Origin of the sequence: Streptomyces xiaopingdaonensis (genome assembly GCF_000262345.1) — a bacterium.
GTDB lineage: Bacteria > Actinomycetota > Actinomycetes > Streptomycetales > Streptomycetaceae > Streptomyces > Streptomyces xiaopingdaonensis.
Genome location: NZ_AJTQ01000149.1, coordinates 1 through 15,967, shown reverse-complemented (window position 1 = coordinate 15,967; position 15,967 = coordinate 1). Strand labels below are relative to the sequence as shown.

At 70.6% G+C, this 15,967-nt stretch carries 15 protein-coding genes and 1 pseudogene; 7 read left to right on the top strand and 9 right to left on the bottom strand.

Translation table 11 applies throughout. The features are described 5' to 3' along the window. Positions 1-556: GntR family transcriptional regulator (locus tag UWG_RS29900; protein ID WP_016907504.1), on the bottom strand; the 556-nt coding region annotated here is incomplete at its 3' end. A gap of 245 nt (positions 557-801) precedes the next feature. Between UWG_RS29900 and UWG_RS0112240 the strand changes: the two genes are divergently transcribed. From UWG_RS0112240 to UWG_RS0112215, 6 genes are all read left to right on the top strand, one after another. After that, complete coding sequence (locus tag UWG_RS0112240; RefSeq protein ID WP_016907503.1) at positions 802-2,100, top strand: extracellular solute-binding protein; 1,299 nt, start codon at positions 802-804, stop codon at positions 2,098-2,100. Positions 2,101-2,125: 25 nt separating this feature from the next. Then, positions 2,126-3,145, top strand: a complete 1,020-nt coding sequence (locus UWG_RS0112235; protein ID WP_016907502.1) for a carbohydrate ABC transporter permease — start codon at positions 2,126-2,128, stop codon at positions 3,143-3,145. Continuing rightward, on the top strand, positions 3,142-4,044 hold the full coding sequence (locus UWG_RS0112230) for a carbohydrate ABC transporter permease (protein ID WP_016907501.1): 903 nt from the start codon (positions 3,142-3,144) through the stop codon (positions 4,042-4,044). The genes UWG_RS0112235 and UWG_RS0112230 overlap by 4 nt, the downstream gene beginning before the upstream one ends. A 41-nt stretch (positions 4,045-4,085) precedes the next feature. Continuing rightward, positions 4,086-5,612 carry a glycoside hydrolase family 3 protein gene (locus UWG_RS0112225; protein ID WP_016907500.1) on the top strand — a complete coding sequence of 509 codons (1,527 nt, stop codon included), beginning with the start codon at positions 4,086-4,088 and terminating at the stop codon, positions 5,610-5,612. A gap of 43 nt (positions 5,613-5,655) precedes the next feature. After that, positions 5,656-6,741, top strand: a complete 1,086-nt coding sequence (locus UWG_RS0112220) for an SIS domain-containing protein (RefSeq protein ID WP_016907499.1) — start codon at positions 5,656-5,658, stop codon at positions 6,739-6,741. A 342-nt stretch (positions 6,742-7,083) separates the two neighbouring features. Further along, complete coding sequence (locus UWG_RS0112215; protein WP_016907498.1) at positions 7,084-8,562, top strand: sensor histidine kinase; 1,479 nt, start codon at positions 7,084-7,086, stop codon at positions 8,560-8,562. Positions 8,563-8,733: 171 nt separating this feature from the next. Here the strand turns inward: UWG_RS0112215 and UWG_RS0112210 are convergent, their stop codons facing one another. After that, entirely contained in the window at positions 8,734-8,997 is a 264-nt protein-coding gene (locus UWG_RS0112210; protein ID WP_016469673.1) for a WhiB family transcriptional regulator, read from the bottom strand. Between the two features lie 307 nt (positions 8,998-9,304). Next, on the bottom strand, positions 9,305-10,276 hold the full coding sequence (locus UWG_RS0112205) for a diacylglycerol/lipid kinase family protein (RefSeq protein ID WP_016907496.1): 972 nt from the start codon (positions 10,274-10,276) through the stop codon (positions 9,305-9,307). 91 nt (positions 10,277-10,367) lie between these two features. On the opposite strand from UWG_RS0112205, the gene UWG_RS0112200 reads away from it, so the two are divergent. After that, positions 10,368-10,805, top strand: a complete 438-nt coding sequence (locus tag UWG_RS0112200) for an ABC-2 family transporter permease (protein ID WP_016907495.1) — start codon at positions 10,368-10,370, stop codon at positions 10,803-10,805. 49 nt (positions 10,806-10,854) lie between these two features. Here the strand turns inward: UWG_RS0112200 and UWG_RS0112195 are convergent, their stop codons facing one another. The 6 genes and pseudogenes from UWG_RS0112195 to UWG_RS29890 form a co-directional block, all read right to left on the bottom strand. Further along, positions 10,855-11,943 carry an RNA polymerase sigma factor SigF gene (locus UWG_RS0112195; RefSeq protein ID WP_420235627.1) on the bottom strand — a complete coding sequence of 363 codons (1,089 nt, stop codon included), beginning with the start codon at positions 11,941-11,943 and terminating at the stop codon, positions 10,855-10,857. Then, positions 11,832-12,245 carry an ATP-binding protein gene (locus UWG_RS0112190; protein ID WP_016907493.1) on the bottom strand — a complete coding sequence of 138 codons (414 nt, stop codon included), beginning with the start codon at positions 12,243-12,245 and terminating at the stop codon, positions 11,832-11,834. The genes UWG_RS0112195 and UWG_RS0112190 overlap by 112 nt, the downstream gene beginning before the upstream one ends. A gap of 270 nt (positions 12,246-12,515) precedes the next feature. Then, positions 12,516-13,002: pseudogene (locus UWG_RS31420) on the bottom strand (N-acetyltransferase family protein). 29 nt (positions 13,003-13,031) lie between these two features. Next, entirely contained in the window at positions 13,032-13,817 is a 786-nt protein-coding gene (locus tag UWG_RS0112180) for a 1-aminocyclopropane-1-carboxylate deaminase/D-cysteine desulfhydrase (RefSeq protein WP_016907491.1), read from the bottom strand. 216 nt (positions 13,818-14,033) lie between these two features. Next, positions 14,034-14,624, bottom strand: a complete 591-nt coding sequence (locus UWG_RS0112175) for an N-acetylmuramoyl-L-alanine amidase (RefSeq protein WP_016907490.1) — start codon at positions 14,622-14,624, stop codon at positions 14,034-14,036. 101 nt (positions 14,625-14,725) lie between these two features. After that, on the bottom strand, positions 14,726-15,967 hold a 1,242-nt coding region (locus UWG_RS29890; RefSeq protein ID WP_016907489.1), incomplete at its 5' end, for an NsdA family TPR-like regulatory protein.

The following is a 15,967-nucleotide window of genomic DNA, read 5'->3' as shown; positions in this document are numbered from 1 at the left end:
GGGTCGTCTCGATCGCCATCGGCTCCCCGCTGGCGAGCCGCAGCCGCTCGATCCGCAGGACGCGGCCGCCGGCCGGGACGTCGAGGAGGCAGGCGAGGCGGTCGTCGGCGGTGACGTACCCGAGGTCGAGGAGCTGCGAGGTGGGTTCGAGGCCCTGCGCACGCATGTCCTCGGTGTACGAGGTGAGTTGGAGCGCCTGGGAGACCTTCGGCTTCGCGACGAAGGTGCCCTTCCCCTGGATGCGTTCGAGTCTTCCCTCGACGACCAGCTCCTGGAGCGCCTGGCGCACCGTCGTCCGCGAGGTGTCGAACTCGGTGGCGAGGGCGCGTTCGGGCGGGACGGGGGTGCCGGGCGGCATCGTCTCCGTCATCTCCAGCAGGTGACGCTTGAGTCGGTAGTACTTCGGCACGCGCGCGGTGCGGCCGCCGGGGGCCCGCTCGGAGGAGGCGTCGGCAGGGGTGCTCGGGGACCGGCCTGCCGTGTCCGGTTCCTCCGAACTCGCTGCACGCCCCTGGGTCTTGCGTCGCGCTGCCGTCACCGGCTCCTCCGTGTTCATAGCGGCTCACATGGTGGCACGGGCCAGAACCCGCGAGGCGTCCCAGCTCAGGTGTCGTTCCGATAACGGAAGCGACAGCGAGCTTTATACACCGTTGACACCCCTATAGGTCTAGGCCAAGCTGCGGGCACTGGTCTAAACCATTAAAGTCCAATCCCGGCCCAGGCGCATCACGTACCAACTGACTGCCGTGCGGCAGCCGTTCGCCGAGGCGGGGGGTTTCGGGCATCCCCGAGGAGGGTGGCGTGAAGCGCAAGCTGATAGCGGCAGTCGGTGTGGCGGCCATGATCGCAGGGGTGGCGGCGTGCGGTTCGGACGGAGGCGGCGCCTCGGCGAAGGACCCGAAGGACCGCGACGAGACGCTGACCGTGTGGCTGATGAACGACGCCGAATCCACCTGGCCCGAGCTGGTCAAGGACGTCAACAAGCAGTTCAAGAAGAAGTACCCCAAGGTCGAGGTGAAGGTCCAGTTCCAGCAGTGGGGCGACAAGACCAAGAAGCTCGACGCGGCGCTCGGCGGTGACAAGTTCCCCGACGTCGTCGAACTCGGCAACACCGAAACCATGACGTACATCCTCAACGGGGCCCTCGCCGAGATCGACCCCGAGAAGTACGAGAACTCGGACAGTTGGATCCAGGGGCTCAAGGACACCTGCACGTACGAGGAGAAGCAGTACTGCGTGCCCTACTACGCGGGAGCGCGCGTCGCCGTCCACAACAAGGAGATGTTCAAGAAGGCCACCGGCTCCGAGGACGTCCCCGAGACCGAGGAGAAGCTCACCTCCGCGCTCGACAAGCTCCAGCAGGAGTACGGCTCCGACAAGGCGTTCTCGCCGCTCTACCTCCCCGGCATGTACTGGTACGCGGCGATGTCGTACGTCCACGCGTACGGCGGCACCATCGCCGATTACAACGAGGACACCAAGGAGTTCAAGGGCGCGCTCAGCAAGCCCGAGTCCGTCAAGGGCCTCAAGCACTTCATGAAGCTCGTCAACAAGTACAACCACGCCGACCGGACCAAGGACGAGCTGGACCACGCCAACGTGATGGCCAACGAGAAGGCGGCCATGATCTACGGCAACAGCTGGGAGGCGGGCAGCGTCGTCGAGGGCGAGTCGGGCAACCCGAAGCTCAAGGACAAGGTCGGCACCGCGGTGATGCCGGGGCCCGGTGGTAAGCCGCTGCCCTCCTTCATCGGCGGCTCCGACCTCGGCATCGTCGAGAAGTCCGAGGTGCAGGACCTCGCAGAGGACTGGGTCTCCATGTACACCAGCGCCGACTCGATGAAGGTGCTGGCGACGAAGAAGATCCTGCCGAACAACACCGCGCAGCTCGAGCCGCTCAAGAAGGACCCGGAGACCGAGGCGGCGGCGAAGGCTGTCCCGCACGCCTGGTTCACGCCGATCGCCCCCGGCTGGACGGCCGTCGAGAAGCAGAACGTGCTCACCAACATGCTGGTGTCCATGGTCAAGGGCGAGTCGGTCGAGGCCGCGGCGAAGAAGGCCGACAAGAAGATCGACGAACTCATCAACAACGAAGCCTGAGCGATCCGAGCGGAAGGTCTGCGTAGTGAGCGCCGACACAGCCAAAACCGGTGTCGCCGCCCCGGAGGAAGCCCCCCGGAACAGCTCCGGGGGGCGCCCGGGGGACCAGGCGCGGCACGAGGGGCCGAAAGGCAACGGCCCGAAGCGCAGGGGGATTTCGGCCGTACCCCTGCCCTACCTGCTGATCGCTCCGGCGATCGTCGCCATCGGCGCGGTGTTCGCCTGGCCGCTGGTGAAGACCGTGATCATGTCCTTCCAGGACATGGGGAGGCGCGAGCTGTGGAGCGGTGACTCGCCTCCGTGGGTCGGCTTCGAGCAGTTCGCCAACATCTTCGGGGACTCCCAGTTCTGGGCGGTCACGGGGCGCACGGTGCTCTTCATGGTGGTCTGCGTCGGCGCCACGATGCTCGTCGGGCTCGGGCTCGCCATGCTGATGCAGCGCATGTCGACCTGGGTGCGGCTGCTGCTGACCGGCGCGCTCGTCGCCGCCTGGTCGATGCCGCTGCTCGTGGCGACGTCGGTCTTCCGGTGGTTCGCCGACAGCGACTACGGCGTCGCCAACTCCCTTCTCAGCAAGCTCCCCGGCATCGACCTCCAGGGCCACAACTGGTTCATCAATCCGTGGCAGGGCTTCACCATCATCGCCGCCGTGGTGATCTGGGGCGCCGTCCCCTTCGTCGTGATCACCCTCTACGCGGCGCTCACCCAGGTGCCCCGAGAGCTGGTGGAGGCGGCCCAGCTCGACGGCGCGGGCTCGTTCGGCGTCTTCCGGCACGTCGTCTTCCCGGTGATCAAGCCGGTCTTCCAGATGGTCGCGACGCTCTCGGTGATCTGGGACTTCAACATCTTCGGCCAGGTCTTCCTGATGCGCGCCAACAAGCCGGAGCCGGAGTACCAACTGCTCGGCATCTACTCCTTCCAGAAGGCGTTCGAGAGCTCGTCGTTCAGCCAGGGCACCGCCATCGCGCTGGTCACCGTCCTGCTGCTCGCCGGTGTCGCCGTGTACTACCTGCGCCAGCTGCTCAAGACAGGGGAAGTCGAATGAGTGCCGCCAACGCAACGGCGCCGAAGCCGGACGCCGGGACGGAGCGCCCGGCGGCCCGCAAGCCCTTCCGGCCCGATCGCAAGAAGCACCGCTTCGGATACGACGTCCTCGGCCTCGTCGCCTTCGCGGTGATGGCCTTCCCCGTCTACTGGCTGCTGGTGAGCGCCTTCCGCCCGAACCGGGAGATCCGCTCCTACGACCAGACGCTCTGGCCGAGTTCGTTCACCTTCGACAACTTCGTCCGCGCGACCGAGACACGCTTCTTCTGGACCGCGATCCAGTCGAGCCTGATCATCTGCGTCACCTCCGTCCTCGGCGCGCTCGTCATCGGCACCATCGCCGCCTTCGCCATCGGACGGTTCAACTTCGTCGGGCGGCGTCCGTTCATGATGGTGCTGATCCTGGTCCAGATGCTGCCGCCGACGGCGATGCTCATCCCGATCTACGTGCAGCTCAACAACCTCGGCGCGACCAACGAGTACTGGGGCGTCATCGTCGTCTACCTCGTCTCGGTGCTCCCGTTCACCACCTGGATGGTCCGCGGCTTCGTCGTCAACGTGCCCAGGGAGCTGGAGGAGTCGGCGATGGTTGACGGATGCAGCCGCATGGGCGCCTTCCGCCGTGTGATCCTCCCGCTGCTCGCACCCGGACTCGCCGCGGCGTCGATCTTCGCGCTGATCACGGCCTGGAACGAGTACCTCTTCGCCTACGTGCTGCTGCAGGACAACGACAAGTACACGCTCAACGTCTGGCTGATGAACTTCACCACGGACCGCGGCACCGACTACGGGGGGCTGATGGCCGGCTCCGTGATCGTCGCCGTCCCCGTGGTCATCTTCTTCATGCTCGTGCAGAAGAAGATGGCGACGGGCCTCACCTCGGGTGCGGTCAAGGGATAGTGCCCGGTCAAGGTTGGCAGACCCGAAGGGATAGGCATTCCATGACGATCACCGTCGACACCTCCACCCTCACCCAGAACGCCCTAGCCGTCCTGCAGCCCGGGTTCACCGGCCGTACGCCCCCCGACTGGCTGCTGCACCGCCTCGACGAGGGACTCGCCTCCGTCGGGCTCTTCGGCCGGAACGTCCGGGACGCCGAGCAACTCGCCGCTCTCACCGAGCGGTTGCGCGAGGTGCGCCCCGACGTGCTCGTCGCGATCGACGAGGAAGGGGGCGACGTCACCAGGCTCGAGGTCGGCGCCGGCTCCTCCTTCCCCGGCAACCTGGCGCTCGGGAAGGTGGACGACGCGGCGCTCACCCGCGGTGTCGCACAGGAACTCGGGCGGCGCCTCGCCGAGTGCGGCGTCGACCTCGACTGGGCGCCGTCGGCCGACATCAACTCCAACCCGGAGAACCCGGTGATCGGCGTCCGCTCGTTCGGGAGCGACCCGGAGCTCGTCGCGCGGCACACCGTCGCCTACGTCGAGGGACTCCAAGCCGCGGGCGTCGCGGCGTGCGTCAAGCACTTCCCCGGTCACGGCGACACCGCCGTCGACTCCCACCACGCCGTCCCGCGCATCGACGCCGACCTCGACACGCTCCGGAGGCGCGAACTCGTCCCGTTCCGCGCGGCGATCGAGGCAGGCGTCAAGTGCGTGATGAGCGCCCACCTCCTCTCCCCCGCACTCGACGCCGAGCGCCCCGGCACCCTCAGCCCCGACGTGCTCACCGGCCTCCTGCGCACTCCGCAGGAGGAGGGCGGCCTCGGCCACCGCGGCCTCGTCGTCACCGACGGCATGGAGATGAAGGCGATCTCCGCCCAGTACGGACTGGAGCGCGGCAGCGTCCTCGCGCTCGCGGCCGGGGCCGACGCGATCTGCGTCGGCGGCGGCCTGGCCGACGAGGGGACGGTGCTGCGGCTGCGCGACGCCCTCGTCGACGCGGTCCGCGAGGGCACTCTCGCGGAGGAGCGCCTCGCCGACGCGGCGGCCCGCGTACGGGAGCTGGCCGCCTGGACCCGCGAGGCCGCCCGCACGTCGCTCCCCGAACCGGACGTGGAGATCGGGCTCCGCGCCGCCCGCAGGGCGCTCACCGTCAGCGGCCTCGACGGATACCGGCCGCCCGAGGCCCCGTTCGTCGCGTCCTTCTCCCCGCTCGCCAACATCGCCGTGGGCGACCAGACCCCCTGGGGCCCGGCCGCCGAACTCTCCCGACTCCTCCCGGAGACGGCGACGGCGACGTACGGTGCCCGCGATGCGGACGCCGGCCCCGAGGAGTTGAGCGCGCGTGTGCTCCGCGAGGCGGGTGAGCGCCGCGTCGTCGCCGTCGTGCGGGACGCGCACAGGCACCCGTGGATGGCGCGGACGCTTCAGGGCATCCTGGCTGCACGCGAGGAGACCGTCGTGGTCGAGATGGGGGTTCCGCAGGCGCCGCCGACGGGCGCCCTCTACCTTGCGACGCATGGCGCGTCCCGTGTCTGCGGGCGCGCGGCAGCCGAGATCATCGCGGGCGGGTCCCGCGCGCGTTGAGCGCAGGGCCCGCCGCACCCACCGCACCAGGAGGCACCAGAGCATGACCGAGCCCTCGTCCCCGACTTCGGAAGCCGCAGAGACGCACGCCCCCGGGCGGATCATGGCAGGCGAGATGGCGGAGCAACCGGCGGTACTGCGCAGGCTGTTGGAGGAGGCGGCGCCCGGCATCCGCGAGACGGCCAGGCTCGTCGCGGCGCGCAACCCGCGGTTCGTGCTGCTGACCGCGCGCGGTACCTCGGACAACGCGGCGCTCTACGCCAAGTACCTGTTGGAGATCGAGTTGGGGCTGCCGTGCGGCCTCACCTCGATGTCGACGACGACGGCGTACGGGGCACGCCCCGACCTGCGGGACTGCCTGGTGATCACCGTCAGCCAGTCCGGCGGCTCGCCCGACCTGGTCGCCTCGGCGCGCTCCGCGCGGGAGTCGGGCGCGGTGACGCTCGCCGTCACCAACAACGCCGGATCGCCGCTCGCCGAGGTCTGCGAGTTCCACGTCGACATCCACGCGGGCGAGGAGAAGGCGCTTCCCGCGACGAAGACGTACACGGCCGAACTCCTCGCGCTCTACCTCCTCGTCGAGGGGATGCGCGGCGTCGACGGCACCCGGTCGGCGAAGGGCCTTCCGGAGCTGGTGGAGTCCGTCCTCGCCCGGCAGCCGGAGGTGCGCGGGCTGGCGGCCCGCTACCGGTTCGCCGAGCGGATGGTCCTCACCTCGCGCGGCTACGGCTACCCGACGGCGAAGGAGGCGGCCCTGAAGCTCATGGAGACGAGCTACATCCCGGCCCTCTCCTACTCCGGAGCGGACCTCCTCCACGGCCCGCTGGCGATGGTCGACAACGTCTCGCCCGTGATCGCCGTCGTTACCGACGGACGCGGGGGAGAGGCGCTCCAGCCCGTCCTCGACCGCCTGCGCGACCGCGGCGCCGACCTCGTCGTCATCGGCGCACAGTCCCAAGTCGACCGCGCATCGGCCGGGTTCGCGCTTCCGACTGGCGACCTGCCCGAGGATCTCCAGCCGCTCCTGGAGATCCTGCCGCTCCAGATGCTCGCCTGGGAAGTGACGATCGCCCGCGGCCAGGACCCCGACGCGCCCCGCTCGCTCGCGAAGGTGACGCAGACCCGCTAGACGACCGGCCGCGGCCCGGGGCACACGGGGGGCGTCCCGGGCCGCCGGCCAAGTGCCTTTCCTCCCGCACGACTTCGGGCCGCGGCGCCGGCGCGGGACCCTCAACCCGCCCGGCACCGCAGCCCGGAGCACCAAGACCTCGGCGCGGTCAGGGCAGAGCGCGCCGAGGTCCCTTTCTGCCCTCCTGTGCGGGGAGGCCAGAAGACCTGTGTGCCTTCATTCTGGACTAGACCACCTGTCCTGTCCATGCCCAGTTCGCCGTGGATGTGACCGCCTCCACAGGCGCCCACGGCCGGAGCCCGACGCCGCAGACGGCCGGGTACGCTCGGCAGCGTGCCCTCCATGAACGACCTCGTACGCCACCACACGGCGCTGACCGACTCCGACCTGGAGTGGCTGCATCAGCTCGTCTCCGAATGGCAGTTGCTCGCCGACCTCTCCTTCGCCGACCTTGTCCTCTGGGTGCCGACGCGGGACGGCACGCGCTACGTCTCCGTCGCGCAGATGCGCCCCAACACCGGCCCCACCTCCTACCAGAACGACATGGTCGGGCACCTGGTTCCCCGCGGCCGCCGCCCGCTGCTCGACGCGGCGCACGACGAGGGCCGCATCGTGCGCGAGGGGGACCCGGAGTGGCGCGAGGAGGTACCCGTCCGCGTCGAGTCGATCCCGGTGCGCCGGGCCGGCAACGTACTCGGCGTCATCGCGCGCAACACCAACCTGCTGACGGTCCGCACCCCGAGCCGCCTGGAGCTGACCTACCTCCAGAGCGCTTCCGACCTCGCGCAGATGATCGCCGCCGGCGCCTTCCCCTTCCCCGGGCACCAGCTCGACATGGACCACGTCCCACGCGTCGGCGACGGCCTCATCCGCCTCGACGCCGACGGCATCGTCCAGTACGCCAGCCCCAACGCCCTCTCCGCGTACCACAGACTCGGTCTCGCCACCGACCTCGTCGGCCTCCACCTGGGCCAGGCGACGACCGAACTCGCCCCGGCACGGGGCCCGGTGGACGAGGCGATGGTGAAGCTCGCCAGCGGGTGGGCGCCGCGCGGCGCCGAGGTCGAGGGCCTGGACTGCGTCGTCCAACTGCGTGCGATCCCCCTCAATCCCAAGGGCACGCGCATCGGTTCGCTCATCCTGCTGCGCGACATCACCGAGGTCCGCCGCCGCGAGCGCGAACTCCTCACCAAGGACGCCACCATCCGGGAGATCCACCACCGGGTGAAGAACAACCTCCAGACCGTCGCCGCGCTCCTGCGGCTCCAGGCCCGCCGGATGGACTCCGCCCGCGGCCGCGAGGCGCTCAACGAGGCCGTGCGGAGGGTGGGTTCGATCGCCATCGTGCACGAGACCCTCTCGCAGAACCTCGACGAGAGCGTGGAGTTCGACGAGATCGCCGACCGTGTCCTCGCGATGGTCGCGGAGATCTCCCCGGGCCGGATCACCGGTCACCGCAAGGGGGGCTTCGGCGTACTCGGCGCGGACGTCGCCACTCCGCTCGCGATGGCCCTCACCGAGCTCCTCCAGAACGCCATGGAGCACGCGTTCGGCCCGGGAAAGCAGGGCGCCATCGAGGTGGTGGCCCTCCGCCGCAAGGACCCGTCGAGCGACGGTGACCGTCTGCGTGTCACCGTCCAGGACGACGGAGCCGGCCTCCCCGAGGACTTCGACCCGCACTCCTCCGGGAACCTCGGCCTGCAGATCGTCCGCACGCTCGTCGAGGGCGAGTTGGGCGGCAGCTTCGACATGCTCCCCGTCCCCGAGGGCGGCACGCGGGTCGTCCTGAAGTTCCCCGTTGCGGCCGTCGAGAAGCGCTGAGCCGCCCGATCCCCCTTCGCCGCCGGGCAGTCGACTCACGCAGAAAAGCGCCGAGCCCCGTACCGCTCCACGGCGGTCGGGGCTCGGCGCATCTCGTGTGCGCATACGCACCGGAAGACTCTGCGGGCTGCTTTCTCGGGGTGCAGCCGGTGGCAGGGCAGGGGCGTCAGTTCAGGCGGTCGCGGCGTTGTTCCGCGCCCTGTTGCGAGCGGCGCGGCGCTTCATTGCGCGGCGCTCGTCCTCGCTGAGGCCACCCCAGACACCGGAGTCCTGACCGGACTCCAGGGCCCACTGCAGGCACTGCTCCATCACGGGGCAGCGGCGGCAGACGGCCTTGGCTTCCTCGATCTGCAGCAGCGCAGGACCGGTGTTGCCGATGGGGAAGAACAGCTCGGGGTCTTCCTCGCGGCAAACGGCGTGGTGACGCCAGTCCATGTCTGCTACCTCTCCTCGTGCTTGCTTGTGAATGTGAACGCTTTCACGAATCCCTTCGCAAAGGAAGGGGGACCACTCTGATGTGACGCTGGTCCCACTGAAGTGAGAAGGGGGATTCGGGCTCTCAAGGGGGCCCGCCTTGGGGCCGTCCCGATCGCCATGAAGAGACTCGCAAACCTCGGCAGCGGGCACAACCCCTTCTGGAAAGTTTTTTTTGATTCCTTGGTGTCGCTTACCTCACAGCCGTACTTCCAGAGGGTGGAAGCTGGCCTAAACGTTCGAGTAAAAGGACTTTAGGGGTTTCCGCTTACACAATCACACGCAGTGCACGGCGTACGCCTGTGAACGTCACGCTGGAACGCACTCCCAGGTGGTCACCGTCCAGTTGGAACGGCAGCGGCACCTGGGAATGCAAGGTGAACTCCGGGAGGTCGTGGAGCGTGGTCGCGTGCTTTCCGTGCAGGCCGCGTTCGGGGCTCGAAGTGAGGAGTTGCGTGCCGTACCGGCTCACCGCGGCCGGCGTCAGCCTGGAGAGACCGAGGACGTCGAGCGCGTCGTCGAACGACGCCTGCGGGGCCGCATAGAGGGGGCGGTTGCCGAGGTACGTCCACGGAGCGGTGTTGCAGACCACGGCGAGCACGAGGTCGCGGATCGGGTCCTCGACTCCCGGCAGCTCCAGCGTGATCGGGCCCTTCGAGCGGTGCGCCTCGCCCAGGAACTGCCGGAGCACCTGGCGGACGTAGAGCGCGTTGGTGGCGCGCTTGCCGCGCTCGCGCTGCTGCTCGACCCGGCCGACCGCACCGGCGTCGAACCCCAGTCCCGCGGTGAAGGTGAACCAGCGCGGGGCGACGGCCGCGTCCTCGGTGCCGGGGGTGCCGGCGGCGAGGCCGAGGCCGACGGTGCGTGCGCTGCCGGTCTGGAGGGCGTCGAGGAGCGCGCCCGTCGCCTCGACGACGTCGTTGGGGAGGCCGAGGGCGCGCGCGAAGACGTTCGCCGAACCACCGGGGACCACCGCGAGGCCGGGGAGGCGCTCCGCGTCGGGGCCCTCCTCCAGAAGGCCGTTGACCACCTCGTTGACGGTGCCGTCGCCGCCGAGCGCGATGACGAGTTCGGCCGAGCCGTCCTGTGCGGCGCGGCGGGCGAGGTCCCTGGCGTGGCCGCGGTACTCGGTGAGCGCGACGTCCAGTTTGAGGTCGCTGGCGAGCGCGTGGGTGAGCACGTCACGGGTCCGGGCGCTGGTGGTGGTGGCTGCCGGGTTGACCACGAGGAGTGCGCGCATGGGGTGCAGAGTACCCATGCGCGCTGCGGGCGGCCCAGCCAGTGCCGGGGACGGGCTGGGTGCGTACCGTCACGGCGTTAGGGTGCGAGGTGTGAGTGAGAACCAGGAGCAGGTCGAGCCGAAGCGGCTGGCGCGTATCACCGTCGCCTCCGTGCTGACGGCGCTCGAAGGCGTCGTGGTCGCCGGGTTCGGCATCGTCTCGCTGGTGCTCCTCGCCACCCGTACACCGGACGGCACGGTGCAGGCGGCGACGATGGCCGTGACCGTGCTCGCGCTCTCGGTGATACCGCTGCTGGCGGCGCGCGGACTCTGGCTCTCGAAGCGCTGGGGCCGCGGTCCCTCGATGATCGTCCAGGTGCTGTCGCTCCCCTTCGGCTGGCAGATGGCGCAGAACGGCGGGGTGTGGACGCTCGGTGGGCTGGTGATCGCGGGCGTGGGGGTCGTGGTGATCGGCTGCCTGCTCAATCCTCCCGCGATCCTCGCGCTCCGGACGGGCGACGAGGAGGCGGGCGGCACGCAGCGCGGCTGAGGACGCGAACGGGGCGGCCGGGCCGCCCCGTTGACGTGTGGAGGGCGCCTCACTCCTCCACGAGGAGCCTGTCCCGCAGTTGTGCGAGGGTGCGCGCGAGGAGCCTGGAGACGTGCATCTGCGAGATGCCGACCTCCTGCGCGATCTGCGACTGGGTCATGTTCCCGAAGAACCGCAGCAGCAGGATCTTCTTCTCGCGCGGCGGGAGCTCCTCCAGCAGCGGCTTGAGCGACTCGCGGTACTCGACGCCTTCGAGCGCGTCGTCCTCGGCCCCCAGGGTGTCGGCGACGGCCGGGGACTCGTCGTCGGTGTCGGGGACGTCGAGGGACAGGGTGGAGTACGCGTTCGCCGACTCCAGACCCTCCAGGACCTCCTCCTCGGAGATCGAGAGGCGCTGGGCCAGTTCGTGCACCGTGGGGGCGCGGCCGTGCTGTTGGGAGAGTTCGGCCGTCGCCGAACTGAGCGAGAGCCGGAGTTCCTGGAGCCTGCGGGGGACGCGGACCGCCCAGCCCTTGTCCCTGAAGTGCCGCTTGATCTCGCCCACCACCGTCGGCGTCGCGTACGTCGAGAACTCGACGCCGCGCTCCGGGTCGAAGCGGTCGACGGACTTGATGAGGCCGATGGTTGCGACCTGGGTGAGGTCGTCGAGCGGTTCGCCGCGGTTGCGGAAGCGGCGGGCGAGGTGCTCGACGAGCGGGAGGTGCATGCGGACCAAGTGCTCGCGGAGCGCCGTGCGTTGGGGCGAGCCCTCGGGGAGGGCGCGCAGTTCCGAGAAGAGTGCGCGGGCGCTGCTGCGGTCCTGGGGGGCCGGCAGCGTGTCCTGCTCGCTCCGTCCCTCTGTCGCGTCCTGCTGCTCCATCGCGTCCGCCCGCTCCGCCTGCTCAGTTCGCTGACTGCTGGGGTCCGCCGGGTGCGGCCTCGCCTGCTGCTCGGGGACGCCTGGCCCCGTCCACGCGGCGCCGGGGCCGCCGGTGGTCGCCCCGGGGGCGCCGGCGGCCTCCCTCGCCTCCCTCGCCTCGTGCTCGGTCACGATGCGCCGGGGCCCGTGCCGCGCTTCTTGTGCAGGCTGATGCTGACCGTGCGGTCCTCGTCGACGGAGGAGTCGACCTCGCCTGCGAGTGCGGAGAGCACCGTCCAGGCGAAGGTGTCGCGCTCGGGGGCGCGGCCGTCGGTCGTCGGTGCCGAGACCGTGACGCGCAGGGAGTCTCCGACGAGGGTGAAGACACAACTGAGTACGGAGCCGCCCACGGCCTGCTGCAGCAGGATGGCGCACGCCTCGTCGACGGCGATCCGCAGGTCCTCGATCTCGTCGAGGGTGAAGTCCAAGCGGGCGGCGAGGCCGGCCGTCGCCGTCCGCAGCACCGACAGATAGGCACCTGCCGCGGGCAGCCGGACCTCGACGAAGTCCTGCACCGCGGGCTCGCCTGCGATCTGGGACACCCTCACCTCCAAGGGGGCACAAGCCCGTTGGGCTCTTCTTTCTCTGCTCGGGGGAGCGCCGAATGGAGCCGTCCGCCCGTAGCCCTTCTTTGCGGTGGGCCACCGGCGGGAGCGGCGCTCCTGCACGGGTGACGCTACCGCGAACCTGTCCGGCGTGCGGCCCGCACCGATCTTTGGTCGATCTTCGGCTCCCCGGCCGGGAGCGTAACCCATAGTAAACATATGAGCACATTGAGTGGCTAGGGGGTCGGTGCGTCAATTCCCGGATGACTACGCTGTGTTGGCCTTGGCGAGGGCGTGCAGGGGGTCCCCGGACATCCGGAAGACCGTCCAGTCGTCCATCGGCTCGGCGCCGAGCGACCTGTAGAAACCGATCGACGGGTCATTCCAGTTCAGTACCCACCACTCGAAGCGTTCATAGCCCCGCTCGACACAGATTCGGGCAAGGGCCGAAAGCAGTGCCCTGCCGTGTCCCCGGCCGCGGGCCGAGGGGCGGACGTAGAGGTCTTCCAGATACACACCGTGAGTACCGGTCCATGTGGAGAAGTTTCTGAACCACAGTGCGAAACCAACGCGTTCACCGTCTGTGACGTCTTCGGCGACGAGGGCGAAGACCGCCGGGTGCGGACCGAAGAGCGCCTCGGTGAGTTGCTCCTCCGTCGCCCTCGCTTTCGTCCAGGGAGCGTTCGTACTCGGCGAGTTCCCTGATCATGGTGTGGATCTCCGGCACGTCGTCCGGGGCTGCGGGTCTGATCACGGGACAAAGCGTACGTGCGGGCCCGTGTCTCACCCGGCGGGGGCTCCCGTCACGACGGCCGTGACGGTGCTGCCCGGCGGGAAGGCTCCTTCCCGGGCGAGGCGCGAGAGCGCGAGGAGCATCTTCGCGACGTAGACGCGCTCCAGGCGCAGCCCGTTCCGCTCCTCGAACTCCCTGGCGAAGGAGTCGAGTTCGGGCGTGGTGCGGGCGTAGCCGCCGCAGTGGAAGCGGTCCTCGACGCGCCACTCGCCGCGCAGGGCGCCGAAAGCGGAGCGCTGGAGGCGGGACACCTCACCCGTGAGGAAGCCGCCCTTGAGGACGGCGACGCCCAGGGCGCGCTGCCCTCGTCCGAGTCCGGCCGCGAGGCCCGCGAGCGTGCCGCCGGTGCCGCAGGGGACCGCGACCGTTCCGGGCTCGGTGAGTTCGGCGCCGAGTGCTGCGGTGCCGTGGACGGCGGCGGCGTTGCTGCCGCCCTCCGGCAGGAGGAGGAAGGCGCCGAAGCGGGAGCGGAGGTCGGTCTCCGTCTCCGGGTCCGCGCGGCGGCGGTAGGCGGAGCGGGGGACGAAGTGGAGCCGCATGCCGTCCGCGGCGCACCGGGCGAGCGTCGGGTTGAGCGGGCGGTCGGCGAGCTCTTCGCCGCGTACGACGCCGATGGTGCGGAAGCCGAGGAGGCGTCCGGCCGCCGCCGTGGCGCGGAGATGGTGGGAGTACGCGCCGCCGAAGGTGAGGAGGGTGTGGTGGCCCGACTCGGCCGCGGAGCGCAGATTGGGGGCGAGTTTGCGCCACTTGTTGCCCGGTATCTCTGGGTGGATCATGTCGTCCCGTTTGAGTACGAGTCGGACATTCCTCGCAGTGAATGCGGGATCGTGCGCCTCCTGGGCCGGGGAGGGGAGGCGTGGGGCGAGGGTCTCCGGGAGGGCGGGCACCCGTCCATTCTCCGGTGTTTCGGGCGGGGGCGCGGGCGGGGGGCCGGCGCCCGTGCGACGGGGCGCACGGAGCGCGTCCGTCGCACGGGTGCCGGCCGTCGCCGTCTACTTCAGCAGCCGGGAGACACGGTCGCGGAGCGCGTCCATCGTGAAGCCGCGCGGGTCGACCTTCTGGTCGGTCCACTCCAGGTGTCCGATGACGGAGCGGGCGTTCCAGCCGTGGTGCCGGCACAGGGCCGCGCATGTGCGTGCCGTCGCGTCCAACTGCTCCTCGGGCCAGGTGTCTTCGCCGTCGCCGAGGTTCACGCATTCCAGACCGTAGAAGGCCCGGTTGCCGTCGGCGTTCTGCTGGTCGGGGGAGGGCGGGCGGCGCTCGGCGATGACGGCGCGCAGGACGTCGTCGTCGCCGAGGCCCGCGTGGTTGGTACGGCCGTGGCCGACCAGGTGGACCGTGCCGTTCTTGGTGACGCAGGCGTGTGCGAGGGGGCCGGGGAGGTCGGGCCTGCCGTCGTAGACGAGGTCGACGGTGGCCTGTGCCCCCTCCGTCGCGGTGTGGTGGATCACCACACCGTGGACGGGGCCCCAGGGGCCCTGCTTGTTGCGGTTGTGGTTGCGCCAGTCGCGGACCTCCTCGACGGAGACCTTCTCCGAACGCAGCGCCTTCAGCAGTGCGTCGGCGGTGATCGGTGTGGCCATGTGCGCCCCCCGTGGCTAGGGATCGGTTGCGGTGTGCGGTGCTCTTCCGCCGGCGACGGGTGGTCAGGGTGTCTTTTGGCTCTACCCCGTCGCCGGTGCTCCTAGCGGGGCGTGCGTCTCTCCTGCGGGAGCACGGTGCGGGCGTAGAGCTGCTGGACGCACCGCTGGCGCGAGTAGGGTCGCAGGAGCCGCGGGATGCGGTTGCGCGCGGCGCGCACTCGGCCCGAGCCCGCGAGCGGCGCCTCGTCGAGGAACGTCTGCCAGGTCGCGCACGCCTCTTCCAACCTTCCTGCGTGCAGCAGGAGTTCGGCGAGTTCGGCGTGGCAGAGCGCACGGGCGCGGTGCTCGCCGGGCGGCCTGGTGCGGATCGAGGCGCGTAGGTCGGAGAGTGCGCCGTTGCCGTCTCCCAGCGCACGCCGCATCCGGCTCGACTGGTAGAGGAGCGCGGACTCCCGGTAGGCGCCGAGAGGGTCGGAGCCGGGAGCCTCGGGTCCTGTGGTGAGGTCGGCCGGGGCCGCCGCGAGTTGCTGCTCCGCGTGGCGCAGCGCGGAGGTCGCGCCGGGGGCGTCGCCGCTCGCGGCACGGGAGACGGCGAGGCCCGCGTAGAGGAAGGAACGGGTGCCGGGGGCCGCGGTGCCCGGCGCGGAGCGGCAGGCCGCCTCGGCGAGCGCGATGCTCTCCGCGACGTGGCCGAGCTGCTCCGCCTGGGTGCCGAGCGCCCTCCGGGCGAGCGCGACGCCCGTGGACTCCGTTGCCTCGGCGGCGAGTTCGGCGGCCGTGAGGAAGGCCCGCTGCGCGAGCCCGTGCCGCTGCTCGTCGGCGTAGACCCGCGCGAGCAGGTAACTCAGACGCGCCGCCTGGGAGAGGAGCGCGCGGTGGTGGGCGCCGTCCGCGCCGGTGCGCAGCGACCTGACGAGGCCGGAGAGGTACGCGGCGAGCGGGGTGCGGATGTGGCCGCCGCCGTAACGGTCGGCCTGCTGTGCGAAGAAGCGCACGTGCTCGCGTGCGGAGGCCGCCTCGTCGGGTGTCGTCGTCCTGGCGCGCGCGGCCGCGTACGTGTCCGCGCGTCGGTGCGCGGGCGTGGAGGTGGGGGCGAGCAGCGCCAGCCGGTACGGGTGAGGAGACGGCGCGTCGGCGCGCGGGGGCGCGACGACGGGCCTGGTGAGCGCCGTGAGGCGGTCGGCCGGGTGGGGCGGGAACGGTTCGGCGCGCGGGCCGTCGGACGCGCCGAAAACCTCGTCTTGCGCGGCGCGTTGGTGCTCGGTGTCGGTCGTGCCCGCCTCCATGCCGAACTCGGCGGGAGCGACGGGCCGGCCGAGCCGGCGGGAGAACGCCTCGGCGAC